We start from the raw sequence: 20,752 nt of genomic DNA on the forward strand, positions 1-20,752 counted from the left end.
AAGGAAAGTATTAATATCGCGCATAAGAACGCCGGTTTGTTAGATGTGTTTGCTCGCACGAACATCATCAATCAAATCGGCGTTCTTGTTTCTGTGTTTCCCGGGATTCCGTGAAGAACCAAAAAAATACCCCTTCCCGAGATAGCTCATGTGAGGTGCTGAAACCTATGGAAGCACCCAACCGCCTGGCTTTCCAGCATTACTTCCCACACGCCTGGCACTTGTCCTACATCATTTTCGGACGCGCCTTTACTGATGCGCCTGAGCCAGCGGCGGCCATGATTGAAAAATCCAGACACCAGAAACCACAAAACCCCTGACTTCTCTCGAAATCAGGGGTTTTGTGTACATCGAATTTGGCGGTGAAGGAGAGATTCGAACTCTCGATACAGTTTCCTGTATACACACTTTCCAGGCGTGCTCCTTAAGCCACTCGGACACTTCACCGTATCTCGTCAAACATGTTCTGTCTGTCGAGGCGCGCTAATGTAGTCGAAAGCTTTTCTGATGGCAAATTTTTTTTGCAGAATTTTCATGCGGTTAGCGATTTAGTCGTTCCGGTGGGTGCCGTGCCATGGCAAACCCGCCAATCTCCGGCTTCGCGCCCTCTTCTATATAGAGGGGAATGCGCGGCTGGCGTGGCCGGCAACGCTTGCCGGGCGGGGAAAAGGGTGACCGGGCGGTCAGTCACGGCGCTTTACCTGACCTACAGCGGTGGGTAACGTCTGCCCTACTTTATTTGAAGGATTAGCGTCATGAGTGAGTTGATTTACTACCATCTCGAAGACGGTATCGCGACCCTGACCTTGAGCAATGGCAAGGTCAATGCCATCTCGCCGGACGTGATTGTTGCGTTTAACGCTGCGCTGGATCGGGCGGCGGAGGATCGGGCGGTGGTGATCATTACCGGTCAGCCGGGGATTTTGTCGGGTGGTTATGACTTGAAGGTGATGACGGCCGGCCCTAACGAGGCCATGGCGCTGGTGGCTGCGGGTTCGACCCTGGCTCGTCGTCTGCTGTCGCACCCGTTCCCGGTGGTCGTAGCCTGTCCTGGGCATGCGGTGGCCAAGGGTGCATTTATTCTGTTGTCGGCCGACTACCGCATTGGTGTCGATGGCCCGTTCAGCATTGGCCTGAACGAAGTGCAGATCGGCATGACCATGCACCACGCCGGTATCGAGCTGGCCCGTGATCGTCTGCGCAAGTCGGCGTTTCATCGCGCGGTGATCAACGCCGAGATGTTCAACCCGCAAAGCGCCGTGGATGCCGGTTTCCTCGATAAGGTGGTGTCGGCCGAAGAGCTGCAAGGCGCGGCACTGGCGGCGGCTCGTCAGTTGAAGAAGCTCAACATGATCGCCCACAAAAACACCAAGCTGAAAGTGCGCAAGGCGCTGCTGGAGACGCTGGACAACGCGATCATCCTGGATCAGGAACATATGGGGTAAGCCCGAATGCGCTGCACCGAAAAGCCCGACCGTCGTGTCGGGCTTTTTCTTGCGTGTTAGGTTTAAAACCTTACAACCGCTCTAGGCCGCATCTGACCCAAAAGTCGGGAACATGCACTCAAACATCGGCCATCTCCCACTTCTATAGCGGCAATTGCCGAAAACAGTGCACATCCGTACACTGCGCCACCTTTTGTCCCGGTGGGCCCTTTAAATGCTGTTTGTGTTTCGTATGCTATTGATGGGCCTGCACTTTATTCTGGCCGGTGTGCTTGGGGTGATCCTCGGTCTGTGCCGGCCGTTTAATCCGGACAACAGCCGTTTATGCGCGCGTCTGTATGCGTGGCCGGCGATGTGTATTTTGCGTTTGCGGGTGAAGGCCGACGTCGGGCCGTTGATGGATAAATCCGACAGCTGCGTGATCATTGCCAACCATCAGTCCAACTACGATCTGTTTGTGTTCGGCAATGTGGTGCCCCGCCGTACCGTGTGCATCGGCAAGAAGAGCTTGAAGTGGGTGCCGCTGTTCGGGCAATTGTTCTGGCTGGCCGGCAATGTGCTGATCGACCGCGGCAATGCGCACAAGGCACGCCAGTCGATGCTGACCACCACTCACACCTTGCAAAATGAAGACACCTCGATCTGGGTCTTCCCCGAGGGCACCCGCAACCTCGGTGAAGAGCTGCTGCCGTTCAAGAAAGGCGCGTTCCAGATGGCGATTGCCGCCGGGGTGCCGATTGTTCCGGTGTGTGTCAGCAGTTACGTCAAACACATGCGATTGAACCGCTGGCGCAGTGGGAAGATTCTGATCCGTTCGCTGCCGGCGATTCCCACGGCTGGATTGAGCCTGGATGACATGCCGATGCTGATCGCCCAGTGCCGTGAGCAGATGCGCGAGTGCATCGACTCGATGGATCGGCAACTGCAAGCCGCCTGAAAGAAACCCCGCTCCCACAGGTTCCGCGTGCATTACCCGCCCTGCGCGGGTTTTCTTTTGCCTGCGAACTCTACAGATTTTGCTGACTCTCAAGCAGTAGACAAGGTTAAGCTGAAACCTGCCTGGCACCGCCAGTCTTTACCAATAGAAAGCGGCCAATAAGAAGTGAATTACCATCATGGGTAGAGTCGTTGCTGCTGCGGTTTACAGCGCCGGTAAAAAAGTCACCAACATTACCCTCGACGAAGGCGCTGCCTGGGCTGCCAAGCCTGGCCACTTTGTGTGGATCGGCCTCGAAGAGCCCAATGCGCAGGAGTTGTTCAACCTGCAACGCCAGTTCAACCTGCACGAACTGGCCATCGAAGACGCTCTGGAAAAACACAGTCGACCGAAGCTGGAAACCTTCGGCGATGCACTGTTTATCGTCACGTATTCGCCGATCCGCAATGAAGGTAAATTGCAGTTCATCGAGACGCATATTTTCGCCGGCAAGGGCTACATCATTACCGCACGTAACGGTCATTCCGCGTCCTACGCCCATGTCCGACAGCGTTGTGAGGCGCGGCCTCTGTTGCTGGAGCATGGGGAAGATTTCGTACTCTATGCCATCCTCGATTTCGTGATTGAAAACTACCAGCCGATGGGCGAAGCGATCCATGCCGAGATCGATGAGCTGGAGAGCAATGTCATCTGCGGTTCCCTGAACGAGCGTGACATCCAGAAACTCCACGGCCTGCGCCGCGATGTATTGCGCTTGCGCCGGTATGCGGCACCGATGGTGGAGATCGGTGAGGAACTGCAAAAGCTGAGCTTTCCGTTTATCGACAAAAACATGCGCCCGTATTTCCGCGATGTGCAGATTCATGTCACGCGGCAGATGGAAGATCTGACGACCCTGGCAGACATTGCCAGCCAGACCATCGAGGTCGGGGTGTTGCTGGAGGCGTCACGGCAAAGCGTGGTGCAGCGCAAGTTTGCCGCGTGGGCGGCGATTCTGGCGTTTCCGACGGCGGTGGCCGGGATTTACGGGATGAACTTCCAGAACATGCCGGAGTTGAGTTGGCATTACGGGTATTTCGCGGTGCTGGGGTTTATCACCGTTGGGTGCGTCGGTTTGTGGGCGAGTTTCAAGCGGTCGGGGTGGTTGTAAGGCCGTGTGTTTTCGGTGAGAACCGGTTGCCCCCATTCGCAAGCAAGCCCGCTCCCACATTGGATCTGTGTACGACGAAGATCCAATGTGTGCGGGCTTGCTCGCGAAGCTTTTAGCTTTTAGCTTTTAGCTTTTAGCCGCTTCACCCTCAGGCTTGTGCGCCACAAACCGCATCATCCACTCCGCAACGGTGGCGCCATGGTGTGGATGCTCCAGGCTCGCCACGCCCTTCTGATAAACCTGTTCGCCCAGATGTTGCTGACGGATTTCCAGCAGCGCCCGTGAGTAATCGTGAATGAACTCTGGATGCCCCTGGAAGCACAGCACTTGATCGTTGATGTGGTACGCGGCGAACGGGCAGAAATCGCTCGAGGCAATCACCGTAGCGTTTTCCGGTAGCGCGGTGACCTGATCCTGGTGGCTGATCAGCAACGTCAGCTCTTCCCTCACCGGGCTCATCCACGGCGCCTTGGCCGCGAGTTTGTAATTGTGGGTGCCGACGCCCCAGCCCTGGGTCGCCCGCTCGCTCTTGCCGCCCAATAGCAGCGCCAACAGTTGATGGCCGAAGCACACGCCCAGCAGTTTGTCGCCACGTTCGTAGCGCTTGAGCAGGTACGTCTTGAGGGTTTGAATCCACGGGTCGGTGCCAAAGGAATCGGCCTTGCTGCCGGTGACCAGATACGCATCGAAGGTCAGGTCATCACTGGGATAATCGCCCTGCATCACGTTGTACACGGTGAATTCGGCCGCGATGGGTTGCTGCGAAAACAGACGCTGGAACATCTGCCCGTAACCCTGATATTGATCGACCAGTTCCGGACGCAGGATGTCGGTTTCCAGAATGCAGATGCGTAACGACATAAAAAATACCTGACACGTGATGGGAATAATGCACACCCGAGAGCCTGCCTCGAAACACGGTGGCAAGGCAAGCCCCGGAGCGCGTCATCGGTCCCTTAGAACGTCCCCTTAGAACAAGGCGTTTTTGGCGGCTTTCTCCAGCAGCAGCGCAGGCGGCGTGAAGCGCTCGCCGTACTGCTCAGCCAGATACTGGGCACGGGCGACGAAGTCTTTCACGCCGTACTGGTTGATGAATTGCAACGCACCGCCGGTCCAGGCCGCGAAGCCGATGCCGAAGATCGAGCCGACGTTGGCATCCGCCGTCGAGGCCAGCACGCCCTCCTCCATACAACGCACGGTTTCGATGGCTTGCACGAACAGCAGCCGATCGCGCACATCCTGCGGCGAAATCTGCCCGTCGGCTTTCTCGAATCGGGCTTTCAACTCTGGCCACAAATGCTTCTGCCCTGCGGCCGGGTAATCGTAGAAACCACCTCCTGCGGCCTTGCCCGGACGCTTGTATTCCTTGAGCAGCAAGTCAATCACGGCGAACGCCGGGTGCTCAATCAGGGTTTTCCCTTCCGCTTGCAGGTCTTTGGCGGTTTGCTGGCGGATATGGCTCATGAGGCTGAGGGAAACTTCGTCGGAGATCGCCAGAGGCCCGACGGGCATGCCGGCCTTGCGCGCTTCGGTCTCGATCATCGGCGCGCTCACACCTTCACCAAGCATGGCGATGCCTTCGTTGGTGAAGGTGCCGAACACCCGCGAGGTAAAGAAGCCACGACTGTCGTTGACCACAATCGGGGTTTTCTTGATTTGCAGGACGAAATCGAACCCGCGAGCCAGGGTTTCGTCGCTGGTATGGGCACCTTTGATGATTTCCACCAGCGGCATTTTCTCCACGGGACTGAAGAAATGCAGGCCGATGAATTTCGTCTGGTCCGGCACGGCGGTGGCCAGACCGCTGATCGGCAAGGTCGAGGTATTGGAGGCGATGACCGCGTCCGGGCCGACGACTGTTTGCGCCGCTGATGAGACCTTGGCCTTCAGTTCGCGATCTTCAAACACCGCTTCAATGATCAAATCGCAACCGGCCAGATCCGCATCGTTTTCGGTGGCATGGATTCGCGCCAAAATCTCTTCGCGCTGCTCCCGAGTTAAATGACCACGCGCAACCTTCTTGTCCAGCAACGCCGCCGAGTGAGCCTTGCCCTTCTCTGCCGCGGCGAGGTTGATGTCTTTGAGCACCACGTCGATGCCGGCCGAGGCGCTGACAAACGCGATGCCCGCGCCCATCATGCCGGCGCCAAGCACGCCGACTTTTTTCGTCACGTAAGGCGCGACGCCTTGGGGCCGCGAGCCACCGGCATTGATCTCATTGAGCTGGAACCAGAACGTGCCGATGAGATTTTTCGACACCTGGCCAGTGGTCAGTTCGGTGAAGTAGCGGGTTTCGATCAGGTGCGCCGTGTCGAAATCCACTTGGGCGCCTTCCACCACGGCGCAGAGGATTTTCTCCGGCGCAGGCAGGCAACCCTGGGTTTTGCTGCGCAGGATCGACGGCGTGATGGCCAGCATCGCCGCGAGCTTCGGATCCGACGGCGTGCCGCCAGGAATCTGATAACCCTTCACGTCCCAGCGCTGCACAGCGACCGGGTGAGCGACAATCCACGCCCGCGCCTTGGCCATCAGCTCATCGCGATCGGCGGCCAACTCGTCGATCAACCGCGCCTGCAACGCCTGTTGGGGACGGATTTTTTTGCCTTCGAGCAGGTATGGCAGGGCTTTTTCAATGCCCAGCATGCGGACCATGCGCACTACCCCGCCGCCGCCCGGCAACAGGCCAAGAGTGACTTCCGGCAGGCCAAGCAGCACCGACGGATTGTCCAGCGCCACACGGTGATGGCACGCCAGGCAGATTTCCCAACCACCGCCGAGCGCCGCACCATTAATGGCGGCAACCACCGGTCTGCCGAGGGTTTCCAGGGTGCGCAGCTGGCCCTTGAGGGTCAGCACCCTGTCGTAAAAGGCTTTGGCTTCGGGTTTACCGACCTTGATCAGTTCATTGAGGTCACCGCCGGCGAAGAAGGTCTTCTTGGCCGAGGTGATGATCACGCCGGCAATGGCGTCCTTGTCGGCGACCAGTCGCTCGATGCACACGGCCATGGCCTCGCGGTAGACCGCGTTCATGGTGTTGGCGCTCTGGCCCGGCATGTCGATGGTCAGGACGACAATCTGGTCCTGACCCTTTTCGTAACGGATGGCTTGGGTCATGGCAATTTTCCTTGAGTCGGATTTTCTTAACGTCAGGCTCAGAGGCGTTCGATGATGGTGGCAATGCCCATGCCGCCGCCGACACACAATGTCGCCAGGCCATAGCGCAGGCGCCGGGTTTCCAGTTCATCGAGCAGCGTGCCGAGAATCGCGCAGCCGGTGGCGCCGAGCGGGTGGCCCATGGCGATGGAGCCGCCGTTGACGTTGACCTTGTCGGGGTCGATGGCCATGTCCTTGATGAACTTGAGCACGACCGAGGCGAACGCTTCGTTGACTTCGAACAGGTCGATGTCTTCGACCCGCAACCCGGCCTTGGCCAGTGCCTTGCGGGTGGCCGGCGCCGGGCCGGTGAGCATGATCGTCGGGTCGGTGCTGGTGACGGCCGTGGCGACGATCCGCGCCCGTGGCTGCAAGCCCAGCGCCCGGCCACGGGCGGAGGAGCCGATCAGCATCAGCGCCGCGCCATCGACGATCCCGGAACTGTTGCCCGGCGTGTGAACGTGGTTGATCCGCTCGACCTGGCTGTAAACCCGCAATGCCGTGGCGTCAAAGCCCATTTGCCCGATCATTTCGAAGCTCGGCTTGAGCTTGCCCAAGCCTTCCATGGTCGATTCGGCGCGAATGAACTCATCGTGATCGAGCAGGATGATGCCGTTCTGGTCCTGCACCGGCACCAGCGACTTGTTGAACGAACCGTTCGCCCGCGCCCGTGCAGCCTTCTGCTGGGAGTGCAGCGCGAAAGCATCGACGTCCTGACGGCTGAAGCCTTCAATCGTGGCGATCAGGTCGGCGCCCACGCCCTGGGGCGTGAAATGGTTGTGCAAATTGGTTTCCGGGTCCAGCGCCCAAGCGCCGCCATCGCTGCCCATGGGTACGCGGGACATCGACTCGACGCCACCGACCACCACCAGACCTTCGAAGCCGGAACGCACTTTCATCGCGCCCAGGTTCACCGCTTCCAGCCCCGACGCGCAGAAGCGATTGAGCTGCATCCCGGCCACACTGACGTCCCAATCGGCCACCTGGGTGGCGGTCTTGGCGATGTCGGCCCCCTGATCGCCGATGGGCGTCACACAGCCGAGTACCACGTCATCGACCTGACTGGTGTCCAGGGACGTGCGCCGCTGCAACGCCCTCAGCAGCCCGGCCACCAGGTTCACAGGTTTGACGCTGTGCAACGCGCCATTGGCTTTGCCTTTGCCACGGGGCGTGCGTAACGCGTCGAATATCAAGGCTTGGGTCATGACGTCCTCGAACCTGGTGGTGAATGGAAATCAAAGGATCAAAAGATCGCAGCCTTCGGCGGCTCCTACGGGAGGCCGCGAGATTCTGATCTTTATGCATTCACCTTATGCCGAGCAGCCGTGGATTCAATGACCACAGTGCTCACTGGCGTTGACGGTCACGCTCAGACGAACGGTAGTCAGCTACCGGATTAACCGATTCATGTCACCAAGCTGTCTAGCCAACGGGCGCCCAAGTAGCTGGCCATAGGCCTCATGCCTTTTTAACAGCAACTAGTGCCAATCCCATACGAAATGGATCTAAGCCAAGCGTGACGCGGGCCCTAATGTAAACCTGTACGAAGTTGTCGTCGGGTTTTGCCGAGGCACTCGTCCAACAAGGAAGTGCAGCGCTCTGCCGTCATGGAGATAGGCAGGCAGGCATCAGGAAATAACAAAAAAGGCGGTCTAGCCATGTTCAAGCATTCGAAAGTACGTCAAGCCGGGCTCATTCTATTTGCCACTACGCTGTTGTTGATTTTGCCGAACCTGACCAAGGTGATTGGCTGATCGAGCATCAGGGTTTTCATTTCGCCTGATTAAAAATGTGATTGGCTCGCTACCCGGGCCAGCGTGGCTGTGCCAACCTTTGCGGCACTTCTCACGACATGGACGGCGATCATTTGAAAACGCTCATTCTGTTTGGGGCCTTGCTGCTCAGCACACCTCTGTTTGCCGCACAGCTGAATCTTGAGCTGGGCGCGAGCCCTCGCACGTGGCAAACCGGGGAATTGCTCAAGCATCCTCAGGTTCAGACCATCACGATCACTAACGACGTTTCCTACAAGCGGGACATGAGCTATCGCGCCGTGCCGTTGGCGGCGTTGTTGACGGGTATCCAGCCTGACGATCATCTGCAAGCCGTTGCCCTGGATGGTTTTGCCGCCGAACTGGCTGCCGCGCCGCTGCTCAATACCCAAGGGGCGCGGGCCTGGCTGGCGATTGAAGACCCGGCCAAGCCGTGGCCGCCGCTGTCAGAGGGCAAGCACAGTGCCGGGCCGTTTTATCTGGTCTGGACCGATCCGCAGGCGGGCAATATCAGCCCCGAGCAATGGCCGTTCGAAGTGGCCAGTATCAAGCGCATGGCGCCGGTGGCCGAGCGCTTCCCTGCCTTGCTGCCCGATCCTGCGCTGAAGGCGGACGATCCGGTGAACAAGGGCTTTGCGCTGTTTCAGAAGAACTGCCTGGCGTGTCATCGATTGAATGGCGCGGGGGATGCGCAGTTCGGGCCGGACCTGAATATTCCGTTCAACCCGACCGAGTATTTCGGCGCGGACTTCCTCAAGCGCTACATTCGTGACCCACAGAGTTTGCGTCAGTGGCCCCAGGCGAAGATGCCCGCGTTCTCGACGACGGTATTGCCGGAGGGGGATCTGGAATTGTTGGTGGGGTATTTGAAGCACATGTCGGGACGGAAGGTGCAACCCTGAAGACATCCTACCTGTGGGAGCGGGCTTGCCCGCGATAGCATTATCTCAGACACCAATACGGTGACTGGAAGACCGTCATCGCGGGCAAGCCCGCTCCCACAGTGGGTGTGCGGTATCCCGGATTACTGCTGCTGGACGGAGATCACCGGCAGCGGCGTCGGCGAAACAAACACCTTGGCATGCATCTGCTCGCACCCACCGCCACGGCGCATGCCGCGCACCGGGCAGGCGTCGAGGTAGTCGAGGCCCACAGCCAGTTTCAGGTGACGCTCAGGGCGGGCCAGTTCGTTGGTCACGTCGAAGCTGTACCAGGCGTCATCCAGCCAGGCTTCAGCCCAGGCGTGACTGGCCAGGTGCTCGCTGTTCTCGCTGTATAAATACCCCGACACATAGCGCGACGGAACCCCAAGGCTGCGGGCGCAGGCGAGAAACGCATGGGTATGGTCCTGGCAGACCCCGGAACGCCTGGCAAAAGCTTGCGCGGCGCTGGTGTCCACTTCGGTGGAACCCGGCGCGTAGGTCATGTGCTGGTTCAGGCCATGCATCAAATCGATCAGCGCCGTGCGATCCCGGCGCTGTTTGCACTGTTTCTCGGCAAACGCGCGCAGGGCTTCGTCGGCTTCGGTCAGCCGGGTGAAGCGCAGGAACGGCAGCGCCGACTGGCTCTCATGCTCGGCTTCGCGCAATTCGTCGATGTCCACCTGGCCACGGGCTCCGATGATGATTGCCTCGTGGGGTTCGTCCAGGGTCAGCACATGCAGAATGTTGCCGAACGGATCGAGTTGCGCGCGCACCGGGCGCGGCAGGTCGAGCTGCCAGCTGAGCACATGCTGGCGCTCGCTGTCGTGAGGGGTCAGTCGCAGGTACTGGATGCTCGCCCGCACCTGATCTTCATAGTGATAGGTGGTCTCGTGGCTAATGGAAAGTCTCATGCAGCCTCCAGGTAGGAACTGTGAATGGCGTTGCCCAACTGGCGCACCAGCGGGATGAACTCGGTCAGCCAGGCGTGCAGGCCTTCGTCGAGGATTTCGTTGATACCGGTGTAACGCAGGCGCGCGTCCATCTCCGCCGCCAAACGCTGCGCGGGACGGCCATTCGCCCCCGGCAATTGGGCAAGGATCTGGTCGATTTCTTCGGTGCAGGCCCGCAGGGATCGCGGCACGTCGGCGCGCAGCAGCAACAGCTCGGCCACATGCCGGGCGCCGGGGGCATCGCGGTAGATCTCGGTGTAAGCCTCGAACGACGACAAAGCCCGCAGCAAGGCGCTCCACTGGTAGTAGGCGTGGGCCGTGCCGTCGCTGACCGCTTCGGCCTGATCGCCGGCCATTTCGTAACGGGCGTCGAGCAGGCGCAAGGTGTTGTCAGCCCTTTCGATAAAGGTACCCAGACGAATGAACCGAAACGCGTCGTTACGCATGATCGTGCCGTAGGACGCGCCGCGGAACAGGTGGGAACGCTCCTTGATCCACTCACAGAAACGGCTCATGCCGTAGCGACTCAAGCCCTGCTCGGCGATCCCGCGAATTTCCAGCCAGGTGGCGTTGATGTTTTCCCACATGTCGGCGGTGATTCGCCCACGCACCGCATGGGCACTGGCTCGCGCGGCACCGAGGCAACTGTAGATGCTCGCCGGGTTGGCCGCATCCAGAGCGAAGAAATGCAGCAGCCGTTCGGCATGCAAATCGCCGTGGCGCTCCAGGTAATCATCCAGGGTGCCGGTGATCAGCAACGGCATGGCAAGTTCGTGCAAGCCGTCGCCACGACCGTCCTGGGGCATCAGCGACAGCGAATAACTGATGTCGAGCATCCGTGCGAGGTTTTCCGCCCGCTCCAGGTAACGCGACATCCAATACAGATCCGAGGCAGTTCTACTTAACATGGCAGGCTTCCTTCAATCCTCGACCACCCAGGTGTCCTTGGTTCCGCCGCCCTGGGAGGAATTCACCACCAGGGAGCCTTCACGCAAGGCGACACGGGTCAAACCGCCGGGCACAACCCGGGTTTCGCGGCCAGACAATACAAACGGACGCAGGTCGATGTGGCGTGGAGCAATGCCGTTTTCGACAAAGGTCGGGCAGGTCGATAAAGACAACGTCGGTTGGGCGATGTACGCGTGGGGCTTGGCTTTGATCCGCTCGCGGAAAGACTCGATTTCCGCCGTCGTCGCCGCCGGCCCCACCAGCATTCCGTAACCGCCGGAACCCTGGGTTTCCTTGACCACCAGTTCTGGAAGATTGGCCAAGACATGGGACAGTTCAGAGGGATTACGACACTGCCACGTCGGCACGTTCTTCAGGATTGGCTCTTCATCCAGGTAGAAACGAATCATGTCCGTGACGAAGGGATACACCGACTTGTCGTCCGCGACCCCGGTACCGATGGCATTCGCCAGTACTACGTTGCCGGAGCGATAGGACGACAGCAGCCCTGGCACGCCAAGCATCGAGTCCGGGTTGAACGCCAGCGGATCGAGGAAGGCATCGTCGAGGCGACGATAGATCACATCGACCGCTTTCGGCCCGTCCGTGGTGCGCATGAACACCTTGTCGTCGCGCACGAACAGGTCCGCGCCTTCCACCAGTTCAACGCCCATTTCCCGGGCCAGAAACGCATGCTCGAAAAATGCGCTGTTGAAGCGCCCTGGCGTCAGCACCACCACACTCGGGTTGTCGATCGGGCTGGAGCTTTTCAGGGTGTCGAGCAACAGGTTCGGATAGTGGTCGATTGGTGCGATGCGCTGGGCCGAGAACAACTCGGGGAACAGGCGCATCATCATCTTGCGGTCTTCGAGCATGTAGCTCACGCCACTGGGGGTACGAAGATTGTCTTCGAGCACGTAGTACGTGCCGTCGCCATCGCGCACCAGGTCGACACCGGAAATGTGCGAATAGATATCGCGGTGCAGATCCAGCCCTTGCATCGCCAACTGGTATTGCTCGTTGGCCAGCACTTGCTCGGCCGGGATGACGCCGGCCTTGATGATGCGCTGCTCGTGATAGAGGTCGGCAAGGAACATGTTCAATGCCTTGACCCGCTGAATGCAGCCGCGCTCGACGACCCGCCATTCACTGGCGGGGATACTGCGGGGAATGGTGTCAAAGGGAATCAGGCGCTCTGTCCCCTGCTCATCACCATAGAGCGTGAATGTAATCCCGGCACGATGAAATAACAGATCGGCCTCGCGTCGCCGTTGTGCCAGAAGCTCGTCAGGCGTTTCGGCCAGCCAACGGGCAAACTCCCGATAATGCGGGCGGACCTGACCGCCGGCATCGTACATCTCATCAAAATAGGTGCGGATCATGCCGTACTCCTTGTCACCCGGACATCCAGGCCTTCGCAAGGCCCGTGCCATCGGCATAAACGCTTTGATATCAATCAGTTGGATAATAGCGCCACACGCACCGCACCAAATCCGTGCAGTAAATGCCCCAACCTGATCGCCCCCGCTTCATGGCGAAGCAATGCTGTCGCCTATCAGCAGCATAGTCAGAGTTGATTTCACCGCTCGGGGGGGAGATGCGGATAATTCGGGCATTCGCTGCAAAACTTATCGCTCTTCCCTTTTAGCCACTTGTTTAGGTGGCTTTTTTTTGTCCGTTTGAAATGTCGTGAAATAAAAGCAAGATCAAAAGATCTTTTTCACCCCCCACAAACGAAAACGGCCAACCCGAAGGTCAGCCGCTGCTGAGTGTTGTCGCTTGTTCATAAGGTTATGCGAGTAGCCCTCGTACCTCCTGCTTGACGCCCCATCCTTCGATGATACCGCCCAAAGGTTCGACCACCGCCTCGAAGTCCTGCTCAAAGTCGCCGATCCCGTCGTAGGTGGCGTACATCACTTTGCTCAGTTCCAGATACCACGCACCGTCGTCGCGCACGCTGATCTGGGCATTCAAGGACTCACCACAAAAATGACCTGCCGCCCTGCGTGCCCGCTCCTCGTCCGGGAAAATGGCGTAGAACTCGATGGGGTGGAATCGTGAAAAGTCGAAACCGCCTTCTTTCATGCGGCGCAGCACGCTGCTGCTGATGTCTTCTTGATAGGCTGTGCTCATGAAACGTCCCCCTCAGACTGATGGATAGACTTTCCGTATTCCCTGCACTTTCAACCGATTGGCGAGAGCGATACGACAACAGAAGTTGCCGACGGGAAACAAGCATGTAGCTGACAAGACCAGACCTTAGCGAGTCATTCGCTGATCTCGCTTGCAGAGTAGCCCCAAGACAGAGCCGCTGCCAAGGTCTGGTGGTGAATGTGACAAGAGGTGTATCAGATCGGGGTAATACCGAGGATTTCAATGCTGTACTGGGATTTCAGACTTTTGACGGTCGGATCATCGGTACGACCCTCCAGATCATTGAGATCCAGTTCGGCAGCGACCGGCAGGCGACGGGCGCGAATGAGTTTGGCGGCTTGCTCGCTGTTCGGGCATTCCTCGCACTCGAAGAGTTCGTCGACAGTTTCACCGTGATCATCCACGAAAGTGATTTTCCACTTTTGCATCGGTGCCTCCTCGATAACCCCGCAAAGGGGCTTACAACTATCTGGACTTTTACTCTGAGTGATCGTTCAAACGGATTACACCGCAAAGTATGAAAAGTAGACGGCATTGTGGGAGCGAGCCTGCTCGCGAAAGCGGTGTGTCAGTCGACATCTCTATTGACTGGAAGACCGTCTTCGCGAGCAAGCTCGCTCCCACAGAGGTTATGCGCAGGATTTAGTCGTTGCTGGGTTTATTCACCGCTTGCAGCACGTATTGCGGCAAGGCGAAGGCACCGATGTGGATTTCCGGGTTGTAGTAGCGGGTGATGATGCCGCTGCCAGCGAAACGCTGTTGCAAGGTTTCGCGGGACAACTTGCGATAGGCGGTATCGGTCGCGCCCCAGGCGAAGGTCATCGCGCCGCCGATGTAGGTCGGCACGGCCGCCTGATAGAAGTGCCAGTCCGGGAACAGGCTGCGCAGGCGGCCGGCGGTGGTTTTGACTTCTTCGATCTGCATGAACGGGGTGCCGTTCTGGGTCACCAGAATGCCGCCTTCGTTCAGGCAGCGACGGCAAGCCTGGTAGAAGTTTTCGGAGAACAGCACTTCGCCCGGACCGATCGGATCGGTGGAGTCGGAAATGATCACATCGAACTTTTCGGTGGTGGTGGCAACAAAACGCATGCCGTCGTCGATCACCAGGTTCAGGCGTGGATCATCGAACGCACCCTTGGAGTGGTTCGGCAGGAATTCCTTGCACATGTCGACCACGGTGCCGTCGATCTCGACCATGGTGATGTGCTCGACGCTGCGGTGCTTGGCCACTTCACGCAGCATGCCGCCGTCGCCGCCACCGATGATCAGCACGCGCTTGGCGGTGCCATGGGCGAGGATCGGCACGTGGGTAAGCATTTCGTGGTAGATGAACTCGTCGGCTTCGGTGGTCTGGATTACGCCGTCCAGCGCCATCACCCGGCCCATGCGCGGGTTCTCGAAGATCACCAGGTGCTGGTGCTCGGTGCGCACTTCGTGCAGCAGTTTTTCCATGCGAAAACGCTGGCCATAGCCTTCGTAGAGGGTTTCCAGGTACTCGCTGGTTGGGGTATTGCTCATGGGAAGTGCTCCGATGAATGCGGGTGGCAACGGACGGTTACCCGCCCATGATGGCCAATCGATCGCCTCGATTGACCGGGAAAGGCGCGCATTCTACGTTGCGGAACATGACAGGTCGAACCTTCGTCAGACAGAAGACATTTTGCACGCTCAAGAGCCCCCCTGTGGGAGCGGGCTTGCTCGCTCCCACAGGGGAAATGTGTCGGCCCTGAGAGCGGTATCAGATCCGCACGTCGCCTCGCGGCCCGGCGATGGCCCAGATGATCAGGCCCAGGACCGGCAGCAGGAGAATCAACAGCACCCAGAGGATTTTCATCCCGGTGTCGGCGCCACTTTTAAGCACGTTGATGATGGCCCAGATGTCCAGGGCAAGAATAATCAGGCCGATCAGACTGTTGAACGTGGAACCCATGGTGACGCTCCCAAAAAGTGATAGGCACTCTTAGGATAGTCGGGCCTGACGAGGGTTCCGTTTTATTACCGCCGTAGACGGCTTCAGACGTGGATGGCCAGTTTCAGGGCTTCCAGGGATGGCGCGGCAGCGATGCCGACTTCGGCACACAATTCGAGTACCCGTGGCACGTCATTACCGTAGACCAGCACCACTTGCAGTTCATCGTCGAGCAACTGGCTGAAGTTCATCAGCACGTAGCCACCGTTTTCCTTGTTCATGCTGCTCATCTGCACTTGAATGCGGTTGAGCGCCGTCAGGGCTTCGGTCTTGCCCAGTTGCTTGGGTTTGATGTTGAATTCAACGCCGGGGCCAAACGAGGCGACGATCTGCGCGAACAGGTCCATGTAGGTGTCAGCCTGGAACAGCACGGTTTCCGGCAAGCTGCCGACGACTACCCACTCACCCAACGGGATCGGGAAGGTGTCGTCGTAGTTGATGTCCGAATTGGCCGTCAGAAAAGCCTCGGGGTCGGCGTAGGCCTGAGCCGCTTCGTCAGCGACTTTCAGGATTTCGTCCTCGCCCATGCACCCGGAGCTGATTTTGCTGATGAGTTCGACGAGTGCGGCTTTCATGGGGCGGATCCTGTAGCGAGGGAATTTTGAGGGCGCGAAGGATAGCGCATTAAAAACGGATTGCGGGGCCTGGCATGAACCTGTGGCGAGGGAGCTTGCTCCCGCTGGGCTGCGAAGCAGCCCCAAAATCAGCCATCGCGGTCATTCAGATAGACCGCATTCGCCGGGTTTACGACTGCTTCGCAGCCCAGCGGGAGCAAGCTCCCTCGCCACAAAAGCCCCGCGACACTAGAGAGTGTCAGGCCTGGAGTTTTTGCAGCTGCGCCGTGGTATCCGCCGCGCCCATGGTCTTGGCCGCATCCAGCGCGGATACACCGTTGGCATCCTTGGCTTTCGGATCGGCGCCTTTGCTGATCAAGTAGTCGATGATTTCGACACGGTTGAACATCGCCGCCATCATCAGTGCCGTGCGACCGTCGAAGGACGAACCTTCCACCTCCGCGCCCCCCTCAACCAACGCCTTGACCACCGCCAGATCACCCTTGAACGCCGCACCAGCAATCGGGCTCTGGCCGTTGTCGTTGCGGATTTCCGGGTCGGCCTTGTGCTCGAGCAGGACTTTTACCGTGTCGACATGGCCGTGGTAGGCGGCGAGCATCAGCAAGGTGTCGCCCTTGTGGTTGCGCAGGTTCGGCGGCAGGCCCTTGGTCAGCAGCGCAGCCATCATGGCCGCATCGCCCTCGCGCGCTTTGTTGAACACCTGTTCGGCAAATTCAGCGGCCTCTTCGGGGGTCATCTGGCGGCTTTTGTCTGACATTGGGGACTCCACATTCGGTCAATCGGAAAGCCGATAGTTTCCCGAGCGCTCCGGAACCTGTCACTTCTTTTTTCTCATGGATGGCCATAGCCATATTCAATACAGGCCACACTCAATAGCGGTACTTGCCGCCGTAGATATCCGCCAGCACCTGCTCGGTGACTTGCACGTAAGTCTGGGTACCCGGCAACCAGGCGTAGATCGGGTCATCGCCGGTTTTGTTCGGGTCGAAGGCTTCGTCCTTGAGCCGGGTCTTCTGGTATTTGAACGTCCCGGTGGTCTCCATTTTCACTTTCACTCGCAGGAACAGTGGCACCGCATAAGCAGGCATTTGCTGCCTGGCGAAAGCCAGCAACTCACTGAAATCCAGGGTCGCCAGCGATTCAGCCGGCGTGATCGCCACCATCCCGGCACGCCCGTTGGTGTTGTGGATTTCCACGCCATAGGCCACGGCTTCGGCGATCTGCGGGTGTTGCAGGAGGATGTTTTCAACCTCGGTGGTCGAGACGTTTTCACCCTTCCAGCGGTAGGTGTCGCCCAAGCGATCCACAAACTGCGCATGGCCGAAACCAATGTTGCGCAGCAGGTCACCGGTATTGAAGTAACGGTCGCCCGTCTTGAACACGTCGTGGAGCACGACTTTTGCGGTTTTCTGCGGGTCGGTGTAGCCGTCCAGCGGCGCCTTGTCGTCGATCCTCGCCAGCAGCAGACCTTGCTCGCCCTTGGCCACTTTGTGCATGAATCCCTGGGCATCACGTGTAGGTGCGCCGCTGTCGTGGTCGTACGCCACCAGTTCCCAGGCCATCAGGGAGAACCCGATGGTGTTGTCGAAATTGAGGATGTTGGTAAAACCGATATTGCCGTCGCTGGCGGCGTACAGCTCGCAGATATGGTTCACGGCAAACCGCGTCTTGAACTCGCTCCACGCACCAGGGCGCAGCCCATTGCCGATCATCTTCGTCACGCCGTGCCGACTGTCGTCGATGCTTGGCGGTTGATCCACCAGGTAACGACACAATTCGCCGACGTAACCGAGGGTGGTCGCTCGGTATTTGCGCACGTCGCTCCAAAACTGGCTGGCGCTGAACTTGCGGCGGATGGCAAACCCCGACGCCCCGCTGATCGCCGAACCCCAGCACACGCAGAGCCCGGTGGCGTGGTACAGCGGCAAGGTGCAATAGATGATGTCCTGCGGCTGCATGTCCAGGGCGATCAACCCGAAACTGGCGGAACTGCGCATCCAGCGGCCGTGCTTGAACACCCCGGCCTTGGGCAACCCGGTGGTGCCCGAGGTGTAGATATAGAAACAAGGATCGTCGAGAAAAACCTGCCGGCTGCTGTCGGGGTTGCTGCTGGACGCGTCGCAGCTGGCCATCATCAGGTTGATGAAGCCATCGGGCGTTTTGCCCGGATCGCTGAAGGTGTCTTGATCGGCGACAAACCAGGTGCGCGCCGCTTCGATGGCCACCCGCTCACGGACTGCGTTGAAGGCTGGAACCAGCTCTTCTCCGACGACAATCGCCACGGGCGCCACCAGGTTCAGACTGTGAGCGAGGGTGTCGCGGGTCTGTGAGGTATTGAGCAAGGCGCTGATCGCGCCGACCTTGGCCACCGCCAATATCGTCACCAGCAGCTCTACGCGATTCTCGATGAAGATCGCCACCACATCGCCCTTACCGATGCCTTGGGCGATCAGGTGATGGGCGATGCGATTGGCCCATTGATTGACCTGTGTATAAGTGAGCGCCACCTCGCCCTGCAACAAGGCCGGGCCATCGGGATTGCGCAACGTCGCCTGTTCGAAGCTCCAACCGAGGCCACACGGTTGGGTCGGGTCCTTGACGTTGGCGGCTTTCATGCCCCTCACCACGCGAGGAATGGCTTTGGCAATGGAAGGCAGCTTGCGCAGCATCATGCCCCAGGTAATCGTGTCGTTCAGCGTGCGGCTCATGGTTGCTCCCGTTCGATCTTCTTATTGTCGGGTGGCGTTGATTGAGGCCGAAAATACGTCAGCGCTTCTTGAGCTGTACACGCGGTTTTTGCAATGTTTTGTATCCGCACGCGAAGCGTTCGGTCGAACATTCGAAATGCGGAACCCTGGCGTTGTGATTGGTTCCATCCGGTCGACGGCGACCACGCAAAATGCAGGATGCACGATGGCCATTCATGCAAATTGCACGAACACCAAAAATACCAAAAAACATAAACTATTGATTTATATAGTGTTTTAAAAAATAAGGCGCTGGCACAATCACTGCAACTACCTCTCCATGTTGCCCTTCAAGCACTCACGGAGCCGATAGACATGAGCCTGATCCAGGAAAAATTTTCGTCGCTGTTCTCCAACTTCGAAGTGACCACCCAGCCACGGCCTGACGGCGGCATTCTGCTGACCCTGCGCGGTCAGGAAGGTAAAGTCTTCAAACGTTCGATTTCCTACCAACAAATGCATGCCGGCGATCAGCTGTCGTGGGTGATCAGCGCGATTCGCCGTGACATCGCCGAACAGGCCAGCGAATTGCCGCAGATCTCCATGCTGCAAAGCCAGCAACGGTTCGCCCTGCCCACCTATCACTCGGCGTAAACATGCTTTAAACAAACAGGCCGTGAAAGCTTTCGCTTCACGGCCTGTTGTGTTTCTGGAGTTGCGCAATCCATGTGGGAGCGAGCCTGCTCGCGAAAGCGGTGTGTCAGGCAACATCAATGTTGAATGGCATACCGCTTTCGCGAGCAGGCTCGCTCCCACAGGTTATGTGCATTGATCCTTAAAAAGTGGAAGGATTTATCCGCACAAAACTGTCGACGGTCACATGCCCCGCCAACTCCCCGCCCTCACGGGCCAGGCCACAAGTGGCCATGCCGGCCGCACGCGCCGCGTCCAGTTCCTGAACGATGTCGGACAGAAACAGAATCTGCGAAGCCTCGATGCCAATCGCCTGGGTGATGCGCTCGTAGGACTGCGCTTCGCGCTTGGGCCCCGAGGTGGTGTCGAAATAGCCGCTGAACAACGGCGACAAGTCACCCGCCTGCGAGCAGCCGAAGATCAGTTTTTGCGCCTGGATCGAGCCCGAAGAATAAACAAACAGCTGATAACCTTCCTGATGCCAGCGCTTGAGCGCTTCAACGGCGTCCGGATAAACGTGGCCCTTCAACTGCCCGGCTTGATAACCCTGCTCCCAGACCATGCCCTGCAACGCTTTGAGCGGCGTGGCTTTGCGGTCTTCGGCGATCCAGCCCAGCAAAATGTCGATGACCCGTTCAACATCGGCGCCCGGCTCATTATTGTCCCGGCGCACGGCCACCAGTTGCTCGGCCACATCGGAGCGCCCGGCGTTCTGGCGAACGAAGTCCGGCAGGTGCTTGGCTGCATACGGAAACAACACGTCGAACACAAAACTCACCGCGCTGGTGGTGCCTTCGATGTCGGTGAGAATCGCTTTGATCGGCATCGGCTCAGTCCTCAAGACGCGGGAAGTGGCTGGCGATGTTGTCGCCGGTGAAATTGGCCACCCAGCCTTCGGGGTTGTTGAACAGGCGGATCGCGACGAAATGCGGGTTTTCGCCCATGTCGAACCAGTGCGGCGTGCCGGCTGGCACGGAGATCAGGTCATTTTTCTCGCAGAGCACGGCGTAGACGTAATCGCCGATGTGCAGGGTGAACAAGCCACGGCCGGCGACGAAAAATCGCACTTCGTCTTCGCCGTGACGGTGTTCATCGAGGAACTTGGCACGCAACTCGGCTTTTTGCGGGTGATCGCTGTTCAGGCTGACCACGTCGACGGTGATGTAACCGCGCTCGGTCATCAGCTTGTCGATTTGCTCCTGATACGCGGCGATCACTTCTTCCTGGCTGGCGCCGGGCTGGATTTTCGCCGCGGCTTGCCAACGGTCGAAGCGCACGCCCTGTTCGGCCAGGGTCGAGGCGATGTCTTCGAGGTGGGTCAGCACCTTGTTCGGAATTTCAGGGCTTGAGACGTGATAAACGGACAGGCTGCTCATCTGGGCAACTCCTTAACGGT

At 58.7% G+C, this 20,752-nt stretch carries 21 protein-coding genes and 1 tRNA gene; 6 read left to right on the top strand and 16 right to left on the bottom strand.

What is annotated here, in order from left to right; translation table 11 throughout:
* The first annotated feature begins 167 nt into the window (after window positions 1–167).
* A complete protein-coding gene (locus tag AACY49_RS27695; protein WP_339527466.1) occupies window positions 168–320 on the top strand; it encodes a hypothetical protein in 153 nt (50 codons plus the stop codon).
* A gap of 37 nt (window positions 321–357) precedes the next feature.
* On the opposite strand, the gene AACY49_RS27700 is transcribed toward AACY49_RS27695, so the two are convergent.
* Window positions 358–447, bottom strand: a tRNA-Ser gene (locus tag AACY49_RS27700).
* Window positions 448–755: 308 nt separating this feature from the next.
* Between AACY49_RS27700 and AACY49_RS27705 the strand changes: the two genes are divergently transcribed.
* The 3 genes from AACY49_RS27705 (at window position 756) to AACY49_RS27715 (ending at window position 3,532) form a co-directional block, all read left to right on the top strand.
* Window positions 756–1,445 (top strand): crotonase/enoyl-CoA hydratase family protein, encoded by a 690-nt coding sequence (locus AACY49_RS27705; RefSeq protein WP_339527467.1) that lies wholly within the window; start codon window positions 756–758, stop codon window positions 1,443–1,445.
* Window positions 1,446–1,659: 214 nt separating this feature from the next.
* Window positions 1,660–2,382, top strand: a complete 723-nt coding sequence (locus AACY49_RS27710; protein ID WP_339527468.1) for a 1-acylglycerol-3-phosphate O-acyltransferase — start codon at window positions 1,660–1,662, stop codon at window positions 2,380–2,382.
* 178 nt (window positions 2,383–2,560) lie between these two features.
* Window positions 2,561–3,532 (top strand): magnesium and cobalt transport protein CorA, encoded by a 972-nt coding sequence (locus AACY49_RS27715; RefSeq protein WP_258696811.1) that lies wholly within the window; start codon window positions 2,561–2,563, stop codon window positions 3,530–3,532.
* A 126-nt stretch (window positions 3,533–3,658) separates the two neighbouring features.
* On the opposite strand, the gene AACY49_RS27720 is transcribed toward AACY49_RS27715, so the two are convergent.
* From AACY49_RS27720 to AACY49_RS27730, 3 genes are all read right to left on the bottom strand, one after another.
* On the bottom strand, window positions 3,659–4,393 hold the full coding sequence (locus AACY49_RS27720; protein ID WP_258696812.1) for an amidotransferase: 735 nt from the start codon (window positions 4,391–4,393) through the stop codon (window positions 3,659–3,661).
* Window positions 4,394–4,501: 108 nt separating this feature from the next.
* Entirely contained in the window at window positions 4,502–6,646 is a 2,145-nt protein-coding gene (locus AACY49_RS27725; RefSeq protein WP_339527469.1) for a 3-hydroxyacyl-CoA dehydrogenase NAD-binding domain-containing protein, read from the bottom strand.
* A 38-nt stretch (window positions 6,647–6,684) separates the two neighbouring features.
* Entirely contained in the window at window positions 6,685–7,890 is a 1,206-nt protein-coding gene (locus tag AACY49_RS27730) for an acetyl-CoA C-acetyltransferase (protein WP_339527470.1), read from the bottom strand.
* A 647-nt stretch (window positions 7,891–8,537) separates the two neighbouring features.
* On the opposite strand from AACY49_RS27730, the gene AACY49_RS27735 reads away from it, so the two are divergent.
* The gene (locus AACY49_RS27735; protein ID WP_339527479.1) at window positions 8,538–9,359 is read left to right on the top strand and encodes a c-type cytochrome; all 822 of its coding nucleotides are present in this window, start codon (window positions 8,538–8,540) and stop codon (window positions 9,357–9,359) included.
* Window positions 9,360–9,481: 122 nt separating this feature from the next.
* On the opposite strand, the gene AACY49_RS27740 is transcribed toward AACY49_RS27735, so the two are convergent.
* From AACY49_RS27740 to AACY49_RS27785, 10 genes are all read right to left on the bottom strand, one after another.
* Window positions 9,482–10,291, bottom strand: coding sequence for a transglutaminase family protein (locus AACY49_RS27740; RefSeq protein ID WP_258696815.1), 810 nt, complete (start codon window positions 10,289–10,291; stop codon window positions 9,482–9,484).
* The gene (locus tag AACY49_RS27745; RefSeq protein ID WP_010456611.1) at window positions 10,288–11,238 is read right to left on the bottom strand and encodes an alpha-E domain-containing protein; all 951 of its coding nucleotides are present in this window, start codon (window positions 11,236–11,238) and stop codon (window positions 10,288–10,290) included. The genes AACY49_RS27740 and AACY49_RS27745 overlap by 4 nt, the downstream gene beginning before the upstream one ends.
* A 12-nt stretch (window positions 11,239–11,250) precedes the next feature.
* Window positions 11,251–12,660 (bottom strand): circularly permuted type 2 ATP-grasp protein, encoded by a 1,410-nt coding sequence (locus AACY49_RS27750; RefSeq protein WP_339527471.1) that lies wholly within the window; start codon window positions 12,658–12,660, stop codon window positions 11,251–11,253.
* Between the two features lie 409 nt (window positions 12,661–13,069).
* A complete protein-coding gene (locus AACY49_RS27755) occupies window positions 13,070–13,411 on the bottom strand; it encodes a ribonuclease E inhibitor RraB (protein ID WP_258696816.1) in 342 nt (113 codons plus the stop codon).
* Window positions 13,412–13,626: 215 nt separating this feature from the next.
* On the bottom strand, window positions 13,627–13,860 hold the full coding sequence (locus AACY49_RS27760; protein ID WP_105339692.1) for a hypothetical protein: 234 nt from the start codon (window positions 13,858–13,860) through the stop codon (window positions 13,627–13,629).
* A gap of 214 nt (window positions 13,861–14,074) precedes the next feature.
* Complete coding sequence (speE, locus tag AACY49_RS27765; RefSeq protein ID WP_205889622.1) at window positions 14,075–14,950, bottom strand: polyamine aminopropyltransferase; 876 nt, start codon at window positions 14,948–14,950, stop codon at window positions 14,075–14,077.
* 220 nt (window positions 14,951–15,170) lie between these two features.
* A complete protein-coding gene (locus AACY49_RS27770; protein WP_258696817.1) occupies window positions 15,171–15,362 on the bottom strand; it encodes a PLDc N-terminal domain-containing protein in 192 nt (63 codons plus the stop codon).
* Window positions 15,363–15,445: 83 nt separating this feature from the next.
* Window positions 15,446–15,976, bottom strand: a complete 531-nt coding sequence (locus AACY49_RS27775; protein WP_339527472.1) for a hypothetical protein — start codon at window positions 15,974–15,976, stop codon at window positions 15,446–15,448.
* Between the two features lie 238 nt (window positions 15,977–16,214).
* Window positions 16,215–16,733, bottom strand: a complete 519-nt coding sequence (locus AACY49_RS27780) for an ankyrin repeat domain-containing protein (protein ID WP_320391281.1) — start codon at window positions 16,731–16,733, stop codon at window positions 16,215–16,217.
* 112 nt (window positions 16,734–16,845) lie between these two features.
* Window positions 16,846–18,684: a long-chain-acyl-CoA synthetase gene (locus tag AACY49_RS27785; RefSeq protein WP_339527473.1), complete on the bottom strand. Its 1,839-nt coding sequence runs from the start codon at window positions 18,682–18,684 to the stop codon at window positions 16,846–16,848.
* Between the two features lie 354 nt (window positions 18,685–19,038).
* Between AACY49_RS27785 and AACY49_RS27790 the strand changes: the two genes are divergently transcribed.
* Window positions 19,039–19,317 (top strand): DUF3509 domain-containing protein, encoded by a 279-nt coding sequence (locus AACY49_RS27790; protein ID WP_258696821.1) that lies wholly within the window; start codon window positions 19,039–19,041, stop codon window positions 19,315–19,317.
* Window positions 19,318–19,498: 181 nt separating this feature from the next.
* Here the strand turns inward: AACY49_RS27790 and mtnC are convergent, their stop codons facing one another.
* The gene (gene mtnC, locus AACY49_RS27795) at window positions 19,499–20,182 is read right to left on the bottom strand and encodes an acireductone synthase (protein WP_320391283.1); all 684 of its coding nucleotides are present in this window, start codon (window positions 20,180–20,182) and stop codon (window positions 19,499–19,501) included.
* 4 nt (window positions 20,183–20,186) lie between these two features.
* Window positions 20,187–20,732, bottom strand: coding sequence for a 1,2-dihydroxy-3-keto-5-methylthiopentene dioxygenase (locus AACY49_RS27800; RefSeq protein WP_339527474.1), 546 nt, complete (start codon window positions 20,730–20,732; stop codon window positions 20,187–20,189).
* Window positions 20,733–20,752: the final 20 nt, after the last annotated feature.

Source organism: Pseudomonas sp. EL_65y_Pfl2_R96 (genome assembly GCF_963970905.1).
GTDB lineage: Bacteria > Pseudomonadota > Gammaproteobacteria > Pseudomonadales > Pseudomonadaceae > Aquipseudomonas.